The organism is Allobosea sp. GW823-FHT01F03 (genome assembly GCF_058798075.1).
Genome location: NZ_CM179505.1, coordinates 5,000,023 through 5,017,442, shown reverse-complemented (window position 1 = coordinate 5,017,442; position 17,420 = coordinate 5,000,023). Strand labels below are relative to the sequence as shown.

Here is a 17,420-nt window from a genome sequence, read left to right as displayed (position 1 = left end):
CGGCGATCTAGCCTTGGTTGAAATAGGAACGGATGAACGACGGAGAACGGCTTCTTCGCTTGGCCTTCAAGCGCCTGGAGCAGGAACTGCCCGAGAGGCTCGCCGCGGTGAGCCGTTGGCTCAGGCATCCCTCGTCGCGCCTCGTCCGCATTCCGGCGGCGCTTCTGCTGATCCTCGGCGGCATCTTCTCGATCCTGCCCTTTCTCGGCCTCTGGATGCTGCCTCTGGGCCTGATGCTGATCGCCGCCGATATTCCCTTCCTGCGCAAGCCGATGGCGGCTTTCGCCATGCGCAGCGTTGGTCTGCTCGAGCGCTACCGTGCCTGGCGGGCGAAACGGTGAACCTCGCCGGTGCCTTGCGCTGGCCGCGGGCGCGAGGTTCCGGCGGGAGGCGCAGCGATCCGCGCAGCCGTGAATGGGGCGGATATCGACAAGGGCGCCGGCTCAGTGAACGGCGGTGCCGGGTTCGGGCACGTAATACCCCTCCGCGACATAGGCTGCGATCTTGTTCCGCAGCGTCCTGATCGAAACGCCGAGGATATGTGCGGCATGCGTACGGTTGCCGCGTGTTTCGCGCAATGTCGCGAGGATGAGGTCGCGCTCCACCTGTGCGACAGGCAGGCCGACGAGGTCATTGACCGCGGTCGCTTCTGGCCCGGCATCGCCCATGGCCTTATCCTTTTCCGGTTGCCCAGCCCCCGGTCGGATGTCTTCCAAGAGAGAGCCATAGGGTTAACAAAAGGTTGAGGCTGCGGCTGGCGTGTCTTGTGGCTGGTCGGGCAGGGCCCGAGCCGGCATGATGCTCCGCGGATTCGTCGGGATGAGGCCATGGGCGAGCGCGTCGACTGGGATGCCGGGCAATATCTACGTTTCGAGGACGAGCGGACGCGCCCTTCGCTTGATCTGCTCCTGCGTGTCCGCCCGGCCCAGCTGGAACGCTGCATCGATCTCGGCTGCGGACCCGGTAACAGTACCGAGCTGGTCGCGGCGCGGTTTCCGGCAGCGCAGATCGAGGGCCTCGATTCCTCGCCCGACATGCTCGACAAGGCGCGCAAGCGGCTGCCGCAGGTCACCTTCCAACTGGCGCAGCTCGAGGAATGGTCGGCACAGAGCCGCTACGATCTGATCTTCGCGAATGCCGTTCTGCAATGGATTCCCGATCATGCCACCCTGTTCGCCCGGCTGGCGCGTGCCTTGAAGCCGGGCGGTGTGCTCGCGGTCCAGATGCCGAACAATCTGGCCGAGCCTTCGCATGTCGCGATGACAGAGGTGGCGGCCGATGGTCCCTGGGCGCAGCGACTGGCGAGCGCGCGCGCGGCGAGGGCACTGATCGGTTCGTTTTCCGACTACCGCCGCTGGCTCCAGGAGGCCGGCTGCGCCGTCGACATCTGGCAGACGACCTATGTGCATGCGCTGGCAGGGCCCGGCGCGATCGTGGAATGGTTCAAGAGCACGGGGCTCAAGCCCTTTGTCGATCTTTTGTCCGCCGAGGAGCGGACCGCCTTCCTGGACCAGTATCTGAAACGGATCGCCGCAGCCTATCCAGCCGAACCGGATGGCAAGGTGTTGCTCCGGTTCCCGCGCCTGTTCATCGTCGCGACGCGGCAGGGCGCCTAATGCATCGGCCCGAAAAGTGGGATCCACTTTTCGGGCCGATGCAATCGCAAAGAGCTGGATCGCTGACCCGCGTCCGGTGGGACGCCCGGTGATCCAGAGCATTTCCGCGGTTCTCTGAAACGCGCAGATGCTCCAGGTCTTTGTTCTATCGCGTTTTCTTCACGCGAACCGGTGCCCAGTTCGCTCGAAAATGCTCTAGTTCAAGCCGCTTTCGGCCAGGAACTGGCGCGCAACTTCTTCGATCGGGGTCTTGTCGACATCGACCTTGGCATTGAGGCCCTGCAGGACTTCGTCGGAAAGCTTGCCGGAGAGCGCATTGAGCGTCGCTTCGAGGGCCGGATTGGCCTTGAGGATCTCGGCGCGCACCACCGGGACGGCGGCATAGTTCGGGAAGAACTCCTTGTCGTCGGTGAGCACGCGGAACTTGAAGGCCTGGATGCGCCCATCGGTGGCGAAGACGAGCGCGACGTCGACCTGGGAGTCGCGGAGCGCCTGGTAGGTCAGGCCGGAATCCATCGATTTCAGATTGGCGCGCCCGGCCTTGAAGCCATAGGTCGTCTGGAGGCCCGGCAGGCCGTCGGGACGCCCGGAAAATTCGGCGTTGATGGCGATGCTCAGCGGCTTCTTGGCGTTGAAGGCGGCGGCGAGATCCGAGAGCGTCTTGACCGAAGCCGTCTTGGGATCATCGGAACGGACGGCGAGTGCATAGGTGTTGTTGGCGCTCGAAGGCTGAAGCCAGACCAGGCCGAGCTTGGCATCGAGTTCCTTGACGCGCTCATAGGTATCCTTGGCGCTCAGGCGGTCCTTGATCTTGTTGTAGGTGACGAGCGAGGTGCCGGTATACTCCCAGTAGACGTCGACCTGGCCACTGATCTGGGCGTCGCGCAGGACTTGCGAGCCGATGCCGTCGCGCTTGTCGACCTCCAAACCCTTCTTCTTGAGCAGTTGCGTGGTGATCTCCGCGAGCAGCAATTGCTCGGTATAGTTCTTGCCACCGACGACGATGGGCTTGGCCTGCACGGGCATCGCCCAGAGGGCCGCGAGCGCGGCCATGGCGAACATGCGCGACGAAAGCTTCATGCCAGGTCTCCTTGAAGCTACTACGGGAAAAGGTCGGAGGGGTCAGCGCAGCGGGTTGACCCCTCGCGGGATGGTCCAGAACTGGAGCTGGGCCATGATGAAATCGATCAGCACCGCGAGCAGGGCGGTGGGGATGGCGCCGGCGAGCATGGTGCCGAACTCGTTGAGCGCGATGCCGGTGAAGATCAGCTCGCCGAGCCCGCCGCCGCCGATCAGGAAGGCCAGCGGTACGGTGCCGACATTGATCGCCAGCGCGGTGCGGATGCCGGTGTAGATCACGAACAGGCTGTTGGGCAGCTCGACCTGGAGCAGCGTATGGCGCGCCGAAAGGCCCATGCCGCGCGCCGCCTCGAGCAGATGCGGCGGCACGGCGCGCAGGCCCGCCATCGTGTTGCTGACGATCGGCAGCAGGGAGGCGACGAACAGCGCGAAGATCGCCGAACCGTTGCCGATGCCGAGCAGGCTCATCGCCAGAGCCAGGACGGCGAGCGTCGGAATCGTCGCCCCGACATTGAGAAGCTGAAGCGCCATGTCGCCGAGCCGGCGAAAGCGCGGCCGGGTGAGGAGAACGCCGAGCGGCACGCCGAACAGGATCGCGGCGCCGCCCGACACGGCGACCAGCTCGATATGCTGCCAGCCGAGAAAGGCGATGTCGTCCCACTTCTCGATCAGGCCCGGCAGAAGACCGCCCGCCCAGGCCCATGCTCCGAGCAGGAAGACGGCGAGATGGACTCCATTGCGGCGCAGCCGGGTCAGCATGGGCAGCACCCCGTCAGCCATCCCGGTAGGTCTCCGAGAGCAGGCGCGTCATGCCGCGCAGGGTGACATAGCCGACGAACATGCCGTCCTCGTCGATACAGGCGAGCCAGGAGACGTCATGGCGGAACATCGTCGAGACCGCGGTGCGCAGATCCTCATGCGGCCTGATCGTCGTCGGCAGGGTCTCGTGGTTCTCGCCGACCATGCCGCTGGCGCCGCGCGCCGCCTGGAGCGAGACATAGCCGCGTGCCCGACCGCGCGGCCCGACCATCACGATCGCCTGGTGCCCATGCCGCTCCATCGTCGAGGCCGCCTGGCTCAGATCGTCCGTGGCTTTGACGCGCGGCGGATCCGACAGCATGGCGTCGCGCACCGTCAGCAATTGCAGGCGCTTCAGCGTCCGGTCGCCGCCGACGAAATCGGAGACGAAGCTGCTCGCCGGATGGGCGAGGATGTTATCCGGCGTATCGTACTGGACCAGCCGGCCATCCTTGAAGATCGCGATCCGGTCGGCCATCTTCACGGCCTCGTCGATATCGTGGCTGACGAACAGGATGGTCTTGCGGATCTGCGCCTGCATCTTCAGGAACTCGTCCTGGATGATCACGCGGTTGATCGGGTCGATGGCGCCGAAAGGCTCGTCCATCAGCAGGACCGGCGGATCGGCGGCGATGGCGCGCAGCACGCCGATGCGCTGCTGCTGGCCGCCCGAAAGCTCCCGCGGATAGCGGTGCAGGAAGGCGCCGGGCTCGAGCGCGACCATGTCGAGCAGCTCGGCCGCCCGCTCGCGCGATTTGCGTCGGTCCCAGCCGAGAATGTCGGGGACGATGCAGATATTGTCCTCGACGGTCTTGTTGGGGAACAGGCCGATCTGCTGGATGACGTAGCCGATGCTGCGCCGCAATTGCGTGACGTCGCAATCGGCCGTGCTCTTTCCGTCGATGAGGATGTCGCCGGAACTCGGCTCGATCAGCCGGTTGACCATCTTCATCGTCGTCGTCTTGCCGCAGCCCGAGGGGCCGAGCAGGACGCAGATCTCGCCCGCGGGAACCTCCAGCGACACGCGGTCCACGGCCGGCATGGTGCTTCCGGCGAAGGTCTTGCTGACCTGGTGCAGTCTGATCATCTGGTCCTCAGTCCCGGAGAGGTGAGCTTCCGCTGCAGCCACAGCAGGGCGAGGTCGGCGACGATGGCGAGCAGGCTGACGGCGAGGGCTCCGGTGATGAGCTGGCGCGGATCGGTCTGGCTGATGCCCCGCGAGATGAAGGTTCCGAGTCCGCCGGCGCCGATATAGGCGGCGATCGCGGTCACGCCGATATTCATCACCACTGCGAGCCGCACCCCGGTCATGATCACCGGCAGTGCGAGCGGTAGCTCGACCTCCCGCAAGCGCTGGCCTCTGGTCAAGCCCATGCCTCGCGCAGCTTCTCGCAGGGCGGGATCAAGATTGCGGATCGCGGCGTATGTATTCCGGATAATCGGCAGCTGCGAGTAGAGTAATACCGCAATCACCGCCGGAAGGTAGCCGATCCCGTGGCCGACCAGCGACAGGACCGGGATCATCATCCCGAACAATGCGATCGACGGGATGGTGATCACCATCGACGCCACATAGAGCACGGCGTCCGCCACGCGTCGGTTCTGGCTGATCGCCACGCCGATCGGCACGCCGGTCAGAATGGCCAGCGCAACCGCGACCCCGACGATGGCAACGTGTTCGCCAGTCCGGGTGACGATGAGCCCCCAGTTCGAAATGATGTAATTGAGAATGTCCATTGCGTTGAGGCGGCTTTTAGAGCAGGATATCCGGACTTGGCAACCCATTTTTGAGAATTTTTTATGATAATCTGACAGTTATTCCTGATGATATCTATTCTCTGATTCTATTTAGTTTGAAATATTTATTTCTCATATGACGAATGCATACTTTGTATATCTCAAATTAAATTTTAGAATTTAGCGAATTAACTCTTTATCGAAACCTTGTAGCTTTTCATGCGGGGCGCAATCCGGTGTCGAGCGTCGTGAAAAGCCGTGAATGAAGAGGATGTTTCATGTGTGGCTTCGTGTGCCTGTGGGAGATCGATGACCAGGACGGGACGCTGATCGAGGCAATGCTCTCGCGCCTTGGGCATCGCGGTCCCGATGCGACCGAGGTCGCCGAGCTGAGTGGGACACCGGCCGTGATGGGCCATTGCCGGCTCTCGATCATCGGAGCCGAGAACGGCCGCCAGCCCATTCGGGCCGGTGCGGAAATGCTGGTCGCCAACGGAGAAATCTATAACCATGAGGATCTGAGAGCGATCCTCGGCGCCGAGATCTTCGATACGGCGAGCGACAGCGAAACTATTCTTCACTTGTTCCGCACCGGTTCGCAGCGCTGGATCAGCCGGCTCGACGGCATGTTCGCCTTCGTGCTGGCGACGCCGGACCGGATCATCGCGGCGCGCGATCCTCTCGGGATCAAGCCGCTCTACATGGCGCGCCGCGGCAAGGGCCTGGCGTTCGCCTCCGAACTCAAGGCCTTCGACGGTCTCGGTTTCGAGGAGATCAGCGCGCTGCCGCCCGGGGCGCTCTTCGACAGCCGCGGCGGGCTGAGGCAATGGTATCGCGTCCCGTCGGGAGCGGCAAAAGCCGAGCCGGAGCTCGACGTCGACGCGGTGGCGGGTGAATTGCGCCTAAGCCTGGAAGAGGCGGTGGCGAAATGGATGGTCGCCGATGTCGAGGTCGGCTCGTTCCTGTCCGGAGGGCTCGACAGCTCCATCATCGCGGCGCTCGCGCAGAAGGTCAGGGTCAACGCGGGGCAGGGGCCGCTCAAGACTTTCGCCGTCGGCACGGCCGGCTCCTCCGACCTGATCGCGGCGCGGCGCGTGGCGGAGCATATCGGGACGGAGCACCATGAGTTCACCTTCACGGCGCAGGACATCGCCGACAACCTGCCGCATGTGATCTATCATCTCGAAAGCGCCGATGCTGATCTCGTCCGCAGCGCCATCCCGACGCTGTTCGCAGCCAGGCTGGCGCGTGCCCATGTCAAGGCCGTGCTGACCGGCGAGGGCGCCGACGAGCTCTTCGCGGGCTACACCTACCACCATGATTATGTCGACCAGCCGCGCGCCCTCGCGGACGAGCTGACGCGCAGTCTTTGCTCCATGCACAACATCAATCTGCAGCGGGTCGATCGCATGACCATGGCGGAGTCGCTGGAAGCGCGGACCCCGTTCCTGGACCGCGAGCTGATCGCCTTCGCCCAATCCATCCCGGCACAGCTCAAGCTACGCCGGACCGATCCGGCGATCACGGAGGCGACCGGGCCGACGACCGAGAAATGGCTGCTGCGCAAGGCCTGCGCCGACCTGCTGCCGGTCGATCTCGTCTGGCGCAAGAAGGCGCAGTTCGACGAGGGCTCGGGGACCGTGGAGGCGCTGCAGCAGGCGCTGCGGATCCTGACGGGCGGCAGGGGCGAGATCGAGCGGCAGCGTGAGAGCGCATTGTATCGCGAGATCCTGCGCCGCCGCTTCAAGGATCCCGGCATGATCCTGAGCCAGGCCGGGCAATGGAACGCCAACCGCATCGCCGCCTGACCTTGGCGCCGGACGGCCTTTCCAAGGCTGAGCGAGGCATCGGATCGAGCTGTTCAGTGGCGGAATCCGATGCCTGGGACGCGTCCGCCGCGGCGCGGACGGATTTTCCGTGTGGCGCCGTCGCGAGGACGGCCCGGCACAATCGTGTCACCGGGCTCCGAGATGGTTCGCCCGGCCGCTCGAGCACCGGACCGAAAAGTGGACTCCAGTTTTCGGAAAACTCCGATGCGATAACAATGAGATAGATCACCGTGACCGCATCCGAACGGACGCGCGGCGATCTCGAGCATTTTGGAGCGAAGCGGGTACCGGTCCACGTGAAGAAAGTGCGATGAAACAAGGAGATAGGGCGTTCCCGCGATTCAGGGAAACCCGGAAATGCCCTGAGGTTTCGCGCATTGCTTGGTCTCTGCCAAAAAGCCTGAAAGATTGCATCGAATGCCGCCTGCAAAAAGGAGTTGCATTTCCTTGCAGTCCGGAAGAATGTGAGAGGAGTCACAACTTAAGGTTGATGTTCCGGCAGTAGACGCTTCTCTTGAAAAGCTTCGCCAACAATGAAGGAGCCTGCTCAAGGAACTTCGTCGCGAAGGAATGGGGGGCATGGCGGCCCGGTTCGCGCGAGACGGCTCAAGACAATCAACGTTCGATTTGGAGAACTATACAGCCACCGCGTAGCCGACGGCATGATCCGGGGAGATCACCGATGGAGACGAAGGATAAAGGGCGCCTCAAAGCAGCAACGGTACTTACGGATTCGGAATTCTCACGGCGCCTTTCCGCTGAAATCGGCCCGCTCGCCCCGAACCTGCTGCTGATCCCGCGCGACGGCGCGGATGTGACGAAGCTGCCGTTCGATTGGCCGAGTGCTAGAAAATACTATGCGGAATACTGTCCCCGCGGTGGCGGAAACGACTGCCCCGATCACGAATTTCCCTTGGATTGCACGCATTTCGTCGCTCACGGCCTGTCGAAGAGCAAAATCCTCGTCAACCTCCCGAGCACGACCTGCGCCAATGGTGTCTGCATACGCGTGACGGAACTTGCTGCCGCGTTCAAGAACGCCGCCGGCAAGTACACGAACGTCAAGCCCATCACTGATCTCAGCAAAACGAAAGAAGGCGATTTCTGCTTCGTCGTCAGCTGGTTCGGCCTGTCGAAGGATCATGTGATGGTTCTGGCCGGCCCCGTCAGCGCCGCCGGCGGCAAGGTCTGGGGGCATACCAATCATCGCTGCGGAGAACCGGTCGACCTCAGCGGCCAGAGCCTCGTGGTCTATCGGATCGAATAGCAGCTTCCGTGCCGAGGAAACCGGGCCGGTCCAATGCGGGACCGCGCCACAGACATGACGTGTTGCGCCTGAGCTGAAGCAAGAGCGCCGATCCGAGCGGCGCCAGCAGAAGATGGGGGGCTGCCTGCGATGGTTCTCGCGTTCAAACTCTATGGCGATTTCCATTGGCCGCCCACACCGGAGCCGGCGCTGCAGCCGACGAAAACCGGGACGATCGAGGTCCACTACGCGCAAAGGGGCGGAAACAACCTCCATGCGTTCCTGCGCTGGGTTCCGCGGGGCGTCCCGGACACGGCCGTCGAACTTCCGACGGAGAACATCTATCGCATTTCCGATGCGGCCCAATGGTTCGTCGACCACCAGGAGCAGGTCGCGTCGCTCTGGATCGATAACGAAGTATCAGCGAAGAATATCTCGAAGGTCGCGTTCCGCGGTGCCTTCCTGATCGACCAGTACGAAACAGACGCGGCAGGCAAACCGAGGCTTGACCTGCGCCTGCCGCTGGTCACGGCCTGCGCCTATCGGAAGAACAAGACAGTCTATAGCGAACTCGTCGTCGCGCGTATTTCGGGCAGCGCGATCTTTCGCTTCAATCTCCATCTGCCCCTGCCGGTGCGCCGCACCACTTTGCCGACCGGCCGGAACCACAACCCCGCCTCGTTTCCCTTCTGCGTCGTCTAACCGAAGCGGATCTCGGAAAGCCCGACGAGGCGCTCGCACGGATCCGCCAGCAGATGCGCGCCTTGGGCGAGGCGATTGAGGAGCCGATCGGCGAGCTCTCGGCCGCGACGCTCGGAGCGCTGGACGAGGTCTCGCTCGCCTGCGGGGCGGCCTTCGAAGGCGTGGACAAGGCCAGATCCTATCTCCAGGCCCTGGCGACCGATGCGGAGAAATATCTCGATACGAAGGCCGAGGAGCTGAAGGCCGCATTCGGTACGGTCACGAAGCGCATCGAGGATGCCATCGGCGGCAGTATCGAGGATTTTGGCAGGAAGGCAGACGCGCTGCTCGCCACGGTGAACGCGCTGGATCATTCGGTGCGCGGCCTGCAGAACAACCTTGCCCGCTCGACCGAAACAGCGCGCATGTATGGCGAGCGCGCCTTCGGCGCAGCGAGCCGGCTCACCACGGGCGGGCCGATGGCGGCCCCGTCCAATGTCCTGAAGCTCTATTCGGCGGTCACCTCGGCGCCCGAGCTCGCCGCCCTCAAGGCCGATATCGACCGTATCCGGTCAGGCTATGACGAGCTTTCGGACATCATCGACACCACCGAGACGAAGGCGCTGTTCAACCGGCTCGGCGACGAGCTGAAGGCGCTCGGCCTGTCGCTGCCCTTCGACAGGATCGGCGACCGGCTGCTGCCCTCCGACCTGTCCGGGCTCGATATCGGCGCGGTGTTCCGCAATCTCGGCGGCGCCAAGCTCGACGGCCTGTTCAAGGGCTTCAAATTGCCCGCCGGCGTTCGCGACGCCATCAAGGTCACGCACGACTTCGACAAGGCTCAGGCGCGCGCCTGGGTGCAGCTCGACATCAACGCGCCCATGCCGGGGCGTCGCAGCCTGTTCTCGGTCGGCCCGTTCAGTGCCGATTTCGTCGACATGGCGCTCACCGGCCGCGTGCGGCTGGAAGCCTCCAAGGACGAGGATCGGCCGACGGAAAGCGGCTTCGGCCGCATCGACACCAGCATCGACATCGTCGTCGGCGGCCAGTCGATGCTGCGCTTCGACAAATTCGCGCTCGCCTTCACGCGCGAGAAGGGGCTCGAGATCGAGTTCGATCCGAAGAACATCCGGCTCAATCCGAGCTTCAAATTCATCCAGGACTTCCTTTCGACCCTCTTTCCGGACGAGATCGGTGGGCTGAAGCTCGTCAAGCGCGATGGCGTCCCGGTCGGCATCGAGCACGAATTTGCGATCCCGCCGCTCGCTCTGAACTTCGGCACCAGCGGCATCTCGAACCTCTCGATCGAGAACCGCTTCAAGCTGCTCGCCTATCCGGACTTCATGCTCGCCGACCGCTTCAACCTGTCGACGGTGGAGCGGCCCTTCATCTTCTCGATCTTCATCATCGGCGGCACTGGCTACATCCAGGTCGAGGCCGAATACCGGCCCTTCGACTCCGAGCTGATGGTCGCGGTCGAGGCCGGCGCGGGCGGGTCGGCCTCGCTCGCCTTCGCCGTCGGCCCGTTCTCCGGCCAGGTCTTCATCACGCTTTCCGGAGTGCTGAGCTACCGCAAGCTGATCGGCCGTCCCGGGGGCGGGCTCTCGATCGCCTTGGTGCTGGTGATCGCCGGCCACGTCAATGTCGCCGGCATCGCCACGGTCGGCATCGTGCTGATGCTGCGGATGACCTATCGCGACTCCGGCCAGATCGACGCCGACGGCACGCTTTCCGTGACCATCCGCATTTCGAGGTTCTTCAAGATCACGGCGCGCGCCGGCGTCCGATACAAGCTGCGCGACGGCAAGGCCGAGACCGCCACGAGCCTGAGCGTCGCCGCAACGGCAGCCAATCCAAGACCGGAGCCTGAATTCCAGACGCAAGCCAGGAAATTGCAGGGAGCGAGGAGCTGAGCCATGGCCTTGCAAGACCCCGTCCTCCATTGCCTGCTGGATCGCGAGCCGGCCTCGTTCCACCCCGCCAGCGCCGAGAAGCCGATCGTCTTCGCGGTCAATCTCAGTCTGGAATGCCCGTCGGTTTCCGGATCGGCCGCGCCGATCGATGACGAGGAGGCCGCGGCGCGGCGCCTCTTCGATAGATTTCTGCAGGCCGTGCAGCAGGTCCGGTTCCATGTCTGGAAATACGTCACCGGCCAGGGGCTGGCATGGGTCGGCAAGGTCGACGACCAGATTTCCGAGACCTCGCTCGGTGCGGCCGGGGAACTCCTGGCATGGCTCGACAAGGAAGGGCGACCAGCCTCGACATCCTCGTCGCGATACTGGTCGACCAGCGCAGCCGCCAACACGCAAGAGCCGACGGAGATCACCGTCCAGGCTGCCGGAGCGGCCGACCGGCTGCGGGCGGCGCAGTCGTGGAACGCGCCGATCGCCCACAAATTTGGGCTGACGCATCTGCTGCGCCCGGCGAGTAAGGGGCTCGGGCACTATCTGGTGCTGCCTTATTTCGCCGACCCGGGCGAGCATCCGGAGGTGCCGACGACCGCCGGCACCATCGCCGATCCGAACTGGGATGTCAGCTATGATCCACTCGGCGGACTCGGCAAGGTCATTTGCAGGACCGAGTTGCTGAGCGAGGCGGCCCTGCCGCTCGACCTGCCCGGGGAAGTCGACGACATCATCGGCCCAGAGGGCTTTCTCAAGGTCGATTGCGACGCCGTCAATCTGTGGCGCGTCGCGCGCTGGTTCGAGGAACGGGCCGCCACGTTGCTGGCGGTCGGCCCTGCGCTGGCTTCGTCTGCCGGCGAGGCGGACAGGCCGTACGAAGCATTGTTCGAGCCGGGTTCGGTTCCCGCCGAGCCGGGAACACCGTCGCCGATCGCCGTCTGGGCCGCGGCCGCGGGACTCTGCGCTGCGCTCGACACCCTCCTCATCGGTCTCCTGAAACCTGCCTCTGGCGATGACAGCGAGGGGCCGATCCTCGCGCCATTGGTCACGGCGCTGCTCGAAGAGCTCGAACGGCCGGGGTTTCAAGACGCCCATAAGCTCACCCCGGAGAATTTGCGCGCGCCGTTCGTGACGGGCGCGCTGCGCGATACGTTGCGGCACAGTCCGCTTGCGCAGCGCAATGCCGATCGCGCGCAGCTTGCCGCAGCCCTGCGCCATGTGCACGGCATCGGCAAACCCGGATCCGATGCTTCGCCTGAAGCAGCCTATATCGAGACCTTGCTGCGCATTTATGAGGGCGCGTCGGGAGTGGTGCTCGACCCCGCCCGGCTCTCGGTCACCGAGGAGCAGGGGCTCGCGATGCTGATGCGGGGCCTCGCCGCCGCCGAACAGCGTCTGCAGGACGAAGCGGGGCTGGAAGCGGCGACATTGCGGCTGATCGAGACCAGCGCACCGGCTTTCAACGGACCGCCGGCGCGGCTGATCGCCGAAAACTATGCGGAGGCGATCGGGCGACCCGGCGACGAGGCGCTCATCGACGCTATCGAGAGCGATGTGGTCCCGTCGGCCTGGGCCGCCTTCCGAGCCCTGCTCGACGGCGCTTTCAACGGCGCCGAGGCGGCCAGGCGTGCTGCCGGCAGCGAGTTCCTCAAACTGGTGCTGGAGCGGCTGGACGGCACGGAGCGAAGCAGATCGACGCAATTTCGTGAGCTCGCCAGGGACGCCGACTATTTCGGCAGGCGCCTGCTCGGCGAGGACGGCGTTGCGGCAGGGCTGGGATGTTTCGCCACGTTGATCGAGGCGCTGCCGACGCCGGCGTTTCCGGGAACGCCCGAGGACAGGCGGCTGGTCCACACGCATCTCGCGCGAGCCTATGCTGCCTCGATCGCGGGGCTCGACCGCCTCCTCGATCCGCTGGCGCATTTCATCCCTGAGAATGCGCCGCACCCGCTGCCTATCCAGATTGCAGCCGATATGGACGGAGCCAGGGTCGACGTTTTCGCGCAGCATCTGAATGGCATCGGCGTCTGCCTGCGGCGCATCGACAGCACCGATGACAGCAAGAACCTCTGGGCACATGCCAATCTGGCCGAGCTGACCTGGCCGCACGATCCTGACAAGCCCGCATCCGTCACGACCGTCGAAGCTGTGATCCATCCGATGCTGCCAGCGGTGAGCGACGGCCGGGCCCCGATGTTCATCGACTTTCAGGGCTTTCCCTTCGCCAGCACCGAGCTCCTGGAAACGCGGCTGCCGAACGGCACCGCGGAAGGAGAACGCAGCTACACGCCGTTCTATCGCCACGGATCCTCCACGGCGCCCGGTTTCGCCAGGGTCCCACGTCTCGCCTATGGGCGTTGGGTCGAGAGCCTGTCCTTCGTCACGACCAATGCCGGTACCTTGCCGCTCATTCTGCAGCACTCTGCCGCGCAGCCTTGGATGCCGAAGCACAAGCTGCAGGCGCCAAGCGAGACGACGCAGGGCACACTGATCGCACGCGTCCCTTACAGCCGTCGCACCGCGATCGGCCAGACGGCGGTGGAGGAGAAGCGCCAGAACGGAAAGCCCCTGCGCATTGGTGCTCCGCTCGCCGCGGTCGCGCCGCTCGCCGCCGACTATCCGCGCATCGGAGTTTACGCTGAACAATCCGCCGACGGCGCGCGCGATCTGTTCCGCGAATCCGACGGACGCGGGGCCCTGGTGATCGGCAGCGCCACCGCCTCGGACATGACGAACAGCTGGCAGCTCGCCGATATCCGCTGGATCGGCGCGCCCTCCGCGCTCGAGTTGCGCTTCTTCGATGGCCCGGCCGCGAACCCGGACCATCCCGGCATCGCCAATGTCAGCTTCGAGCAGGTGGGCGCGGCCAATGAGGGCAAGTCGAACGCTGTCGATCTCGCAGCGGTGGACGCGATCGAGATCAGTTCCAGTGCGACGCGCAGCGACCCGTATGATGCCGCCAGCCCGCTCGACGTGGTGCTGACGGTGAGCTGCGGCGGTGTCAAGGAAAGGCGCACGTTCCAGAGCCGGTCCGACACGCTGCGGCTGCGCCTCGTGCTGAAAGCCGCAGGCGGATCGGCCGCGATGAGCTTCACGGATACGGGGGCCCGCGCACCGGACGGAGTGGATGCACCACTGCTGCTTCTGGCCCCGGAAAAGGATGGCTGGAATGGCGGGTTGAGCGACGAGGTCATCGTCACGCTGCATACGCCGCGGATCGGCTATCTCGATTTCGACCGTTGGCTCGGCAATGCCGATCTGCGCAAGCGGATCTTCAAGGATGACGCCATCGCCCGGCGCTTCGAGGGCGCGCTGCTCGCCGCTTATCTGATGCGTCACCAGGATGAGAGCATCGCGGCCGCGCTCGACCGGCTGCCCGATCCGGCCGTGGAGCAGATACGGATCGAACTCATCCTGCTCGATCAGCTCGCCGGGACGCCGGCGAAGCCCGACAGCGAGACCTTCGACGTCTCGGAAGCGCTGCGGAAGATCGCCGAGAACCTGAAGGACAACACGCTCTGGACGCCCGAGCGTCTGCACGCCAAGATTTTCGCCCCGATCGCGCAGGCATTCTGCTGCACGGTCACTATCGGTCCGGGCCCTTCGCTGAGGCTTGCTGGCAAAGCCAGCGATTTCAGGGCGATCATCCCGGCCGGCCATGTCGCACGCCTGTCTGTCGACGCGCTCGTCCCGGCCGAGCACTTCGCCGGGCAAGGCATCCATCCGCCCGTGTTCGACACCGGCCTTCTGCAATTCACGACACGCGCCATCGCCGGCAAGCACCTCGCTTTCCCGGCCGCGGCGGTTCGGGTCGAGACGATGCTGGCCTTCACGTCCGCGCAGCAGGACAGGGAGGCTCGGAGCCGGCTCGCCGCCGAGATGATCGCGGTTCAGCCGATCCGCAGCTCTCGCCGCTATGAGATCGTCACCAGGGACCAGCTGCCGAAAGGTCCATCGCACGCCGAGCGGACACGCTTCTGGCGACTGATCGGCGAAATCGACGTGACCTCGCAGTGCTGGCGCCCGAGCGGGCGCCCGATCTATCATCACATCAACCCGAGAGATTTTCGCGAGGACGGCCAGAAGGCGGACACCCCGCTCGACCCGGCCGTGGAGCTCCGGCTCGATCAGGCTGGTCGGCTGGCTCGTTTCGAGGGGGAGGCGTTTTTCGACCGCTCGAATCTCGACGCTCAGAGCATCACCCAGAAGCTGCTGCCCTTGCCCTCGCGCACGGTGCTGCAACCGCATTTCTGGGACCAGCCTTCCGCCACCTATTTCCGTCATCGCTTCACCCTGCGCTCGCGCTATGCCGGCGCCTTGCGGGCCGGCCGCGAGCTCATATCCTGGTCGGCGGAGGAGGCGAGGCCGGAGACGGGCTGGACGATGCGCGTCGCAATGCTCGCCGACCAGTCGCGCATCATGCTGACCCGGCCGCAATTGCGTGCGCTGATCCCCCTGACGACGGCGCCGGGCGGCGGGGCCGACAGGCATCCCGGGCCGCCGGTGATCGGCGTGCTGCAGGAGCCGCCTTTCGCCCGCGGCGGGCTCGCCGATCGGATCGCTTCGGAGATCAAGACCGGCTTCGGCTACGGCTTTGAAGCGCTCCCACAATCGGGCTCGGGCAAGCAGGTCGCAACCGTCGAGATCCTCGACGCGCGCAAGGAGATCGGACCGACCCCCTATCTGGACTACCGCCCCATGGACAAGACGCGGGCGCTCGGCATGACGCTGATGGCAGAAGGCCCGGTCGGCCTGACCTTCGACCATGCCAACGCCACGGCGCCGGCCTTCCCGAACAGCCTCGTCATGCTCTCGCCACGCGATATCGGCGATGCGGCCTCCGACGCCGTTTCGCTCGAGGAGCACTTCCTCGGCGTTTCGCTACGCCGTCACCTCGATCCGGCATGGACGACGGAAGAGACCGTCGCGTCCATCGGCCTCGACGCCGAGCGCGGCTGGTGGATCGAGCTGGATCTGCAGAAGGGGATGCCCGAAAAGCTGCTGCGATACGGCGCCGACGGGGCCGAAGCGGATCTGCTGCTGAGCGCTGAAGCCGGCGGCGCCCTCGTCTTGCGCACCCTCAAGCTCGCCGTCGACGGCCATGTTGCGGGAGCCAAGGACAAGCATGTCGACATCGCACGCTTGCCGTCGATCCAGAAGGGCTCGCCGGAGGAACGCGATTTCGCGAAGCTCGCCGTCCTGCATCAGCCGGTCTCCGCCGGACGCTATTCGCTTTCCGTATTCGCGGTTCCGACAGCGAACTGGGTCGACACAGCCGCCGGCCGCAGCAGCGCGCCGCTGATGCTGGCAAGCTTCGAATGGTCGTCGCCCGCCAAGGACAAGAGCAAGGGCAAGAAGGAGCAGCCGGTCGCCGTCACTTTGACGGCAGCGGAAAGCGCTACTGCCCGTGCCGCGATGGCGAGCTTGCCGACCTTCCTGGCCTGGACACGGACCAGCCGCGATTTCGACTTCGTGCATGTCGCCGAGCAGAAGCAGCCGGACGGTTCGGGCGATCAGAATGACTTTGCCGCGGAACCGGTGCCGACAACGGAACTCGTCGCCATGCTCACGGCGAACCACGAGAAGATCCAGCTGATGCGCAGCGGCAGCAATGGCCAGCCCGCCTGGCTGATCTCGTCGACCCTCCTCAGCCCGTTTCCGCTCCACGTTCACCGCCATCTTGCGGCGCTCACCACCCGCTATCTCGACGAGCCGGGGCGGCCGGTCGAGACTTTCTGCCGTTCGGCGCTGCTCGCTGGCGCGGTCAACGGGCTTGTCTTGCCCTCGGGCGCCATCAAATCCCCCTCTGCCGAAGACCGCGTGCGAGTCGTCGAGTTCGAGACGCCGGCCGCGATCCTGTGCGGGACCCCGTCGGGGGCGATCCCGCTGACATACCACAAGGCCTATTTCGACCTGACGGGAACCGGCCTCGACACCGACATCAAGGGCATGCGGCTCCTGATACGCCTGGTTGGATCGCCAGCGCATCTGCACCGGTTCTCCAGCCTGGAGCTTGAGTTGGCCGATGCGAACAAGAATCTCCGCAAGATCGAGATCCAGCTCGACAACGGCGCTAGGAGCTTCACCAAGGCGCTCGAGCTGCGGGTGGAGGGAGAAAGGATCGTGTCCGTCCAGCAATTGCGATCCGACGGAGAGGCACGCTTGGTTCCGCATGACAACAGCGCCGGCAGCTTTGCGATGCCGACAAAGATCAGAGAGAATTCCGGCTTCGTCATCGGGGTTAAGGCGCAGGGCGGCTCTGGCGAGTTCTGGGCCGACGTATCGTTGCTGCATGTCCCGAAGCCACTCTCGGGCGCTTTCGAATTCGACTGGCTGTTTGGCCGGGCCGGCGGGGATGAGCCGGCGCTCGAGGTGACGCCGCAGGCCTTGCGCCAGATGGTGGAGGCGCAGGCGCGCATCGTCGCGGTCTCGCCGCCGATCCCGATCATTTCGCATGATGGGGTGCTGAAGACATAGGCGTGGATCGCATAGGCCGACATCTCGATCCGATCCAGCCATGGCGTTCGAC

12 protein-coding genes are annotated in these 17,420 nt (G+C 64.8%); 7 read left to right on the top strand and 5 right to left on the bottom strand.

Annotation, left to right across the window (positions count from 1 at the left end; genetic code table 11):
- Positions 1-59: 59 nt before the first annotated feature.
- On the top strand, positions 60-341 hold the full coding sequence (locus AC3RCC_RS23980; RefSeq protein WP_365878421.1) for a hypothetical protein: 282 nt from the start codon (positions 60-62) through the stop codon (positions 339-341).
- Positions 342-443: 102 nt separating this feature from the next.
- Here the strand turns inward: AC3RCC_RS23980 and AC3RCC_RS23975 are convergent, their stop codons facing one another.
- A complete protein-coding gene (locus AC3RCC_RS23975; protein WP_465247529.1) occupies positions 444-668 on the bottom strand; it encodes a helix-turn-helix domain-containing protein in 225 nt (74 codons plus the stop codon).
- A 159-nt stretch (positions 669-827) separates the two neighbouring features.
- Here AC3RCC_RS23975 and tam point away from each other — a divergent pair, with 159 nt between their 5' ends.
- Positions 828-1,616, top strand: coding sequence for a trans-aconitate 2-methyltransferase (gene tam, locus AC3RCC_RS23970; protein WP_492256833.1), 789 nt, complete (start codon positions 828-830; stop codon positions 1,614-1,616).
- Between the two features lie 195 nt (positions 1,617-1,811).
- Here tam and AC3RCC_RS23965 read toward each other — a convergent pair whose 3' ends face one another.
- Genes AC3RCC_RS23965 through AC3RCC_RS23950 form a run of 4 tightly spaced genes read right to left on the bottom strand, consistent with a single transcriptional unit; the run spans position 1,812 to position 5,231 of the window.
- A complete protein-coding gene (locus tag AC3RCC_RS23965) occupies positions 1,812-2,696 on the bottom strand; it encodes a glycine betaine ABC transporter substrate-binding protein (RefSeq protein WP_492256832.1) in 885 nt (294 codons plus the stop codon).
- A 42-nt stretch (positions 2,697-2,738) separates the two neighbouring features.
- Positions 2,739-3,476 carry an ABC transporter permease gene (locus AC3RCC_RS23960; RefSeq protein ID WP_291639855.1) on the bottom strand — a complete coding sequence of 246 codons (738 nt, stop codon included), beginning with the start codon at positions 3,474-3,476 and terminating at the stop codon, positions 2,739-2,741.
- Positions 3,469-4,581 carry an ABC transporter ATP-binding protein gene (locus tag AC3RCC_RS23955; protein WP_492256831.1) on the bottom strand — a complete coding sequence of 371 codons (1,113 nt, stop codon included), beginning with the start codon at positions 4,579-4,581 and terminating at the stop codon, positions 3,469-3,471. Before AC3RCC_RS23955 ends, AC3RCC_RS23960 begins: the two co-directional genes overlap by 8 nt.
- Positions 4,578-5,231 carry an ABC transporter permease gene (locus AC3RCC_RS23950; RefSeq protein WP_291639859.1) on the bottom strand — a complete coding sequence of 218 codons (654 nt, stop codon included), beginning with the start codon at positions 5,229-5,231 and terminating at the stop codon, positions 4,578-4,580. The genes AC3RCC_RS23955 and AC3RCC_RS23950 overlap by 4 nt, the downstream gene beginning before the upstream one ends.
- Positions 5,232-5,509: 278 nt before the next feature.
- Here AC3RCC_RS23950 and asnB point away from each other — a divergent pair, with 278 nt between their 5' ends.
- From asnB to AC3RCC_RS23925, 5 genes are all read left to right on the top strand, one after another.
- On the top strand, positions 5,510-7,039 hold the full coding sequence (asnB, locus tag AC3RCC_RS23945; RefSeq protein WP_492256830.1) for an asparagine synthase (glutamine-hydrolyzing): 1,530 nt from the start codon (positions 5,510-5,512) through the stop codon (positions 7,037-7,039).
- 703 nt (positions 7,040-7,742) lie between these two features.
- Positions 7,743-8,327 carry a hypothetical protein gene (locus tag AC3RCC_RS23940; protein WP_492256829.1) on the top strand — a complete coding sequence of 195 codons (585 nt, stop codon included), beginning with the start codon at positions 7,743-7,745 and terminating at the stop codon, positions 8,325-8,327.
- A 129-nt stretch (positions 8,328-8,456) separates the two neighbouring features.
- The gene (locus AC3RCC_RS23935; RefSeq protein ID WP_492256828.1) at positions 8,457-9,008 is read left to right on the top strand and encodes a hypothetical protein; all 552 of its coding nucleotides are present in this window, start codon (positions 8,457-8,459) and stop codon (positions 9,006-9,008) included.
- A gap of 53 nt (positions 9,009-9,061) precedes the next feature.
- A complete protein-coding gene (locus AC3RCC_RS23930; protein WP_492256827.1) occupies positions 9,062-10,900 on the top strand; it encodes a hypothetical protein in 1,839 nt (612 codons plus the stop codon).
- A 3-nt stretch (positions 10,901-10,903) separates the two neighbouring features.
- Positions 10,904-17,368, top strand: coding sequence for a hypothetical protein (locus tag AC3RCC_RS23925; protein WP_492256826.1), 6,465 nt, complete (start codon positions 10,904-10,906; stop codon positions 17,366-17,368).
- Positions 17,369-17,420 lie beyond the last annotated feature (52 nt).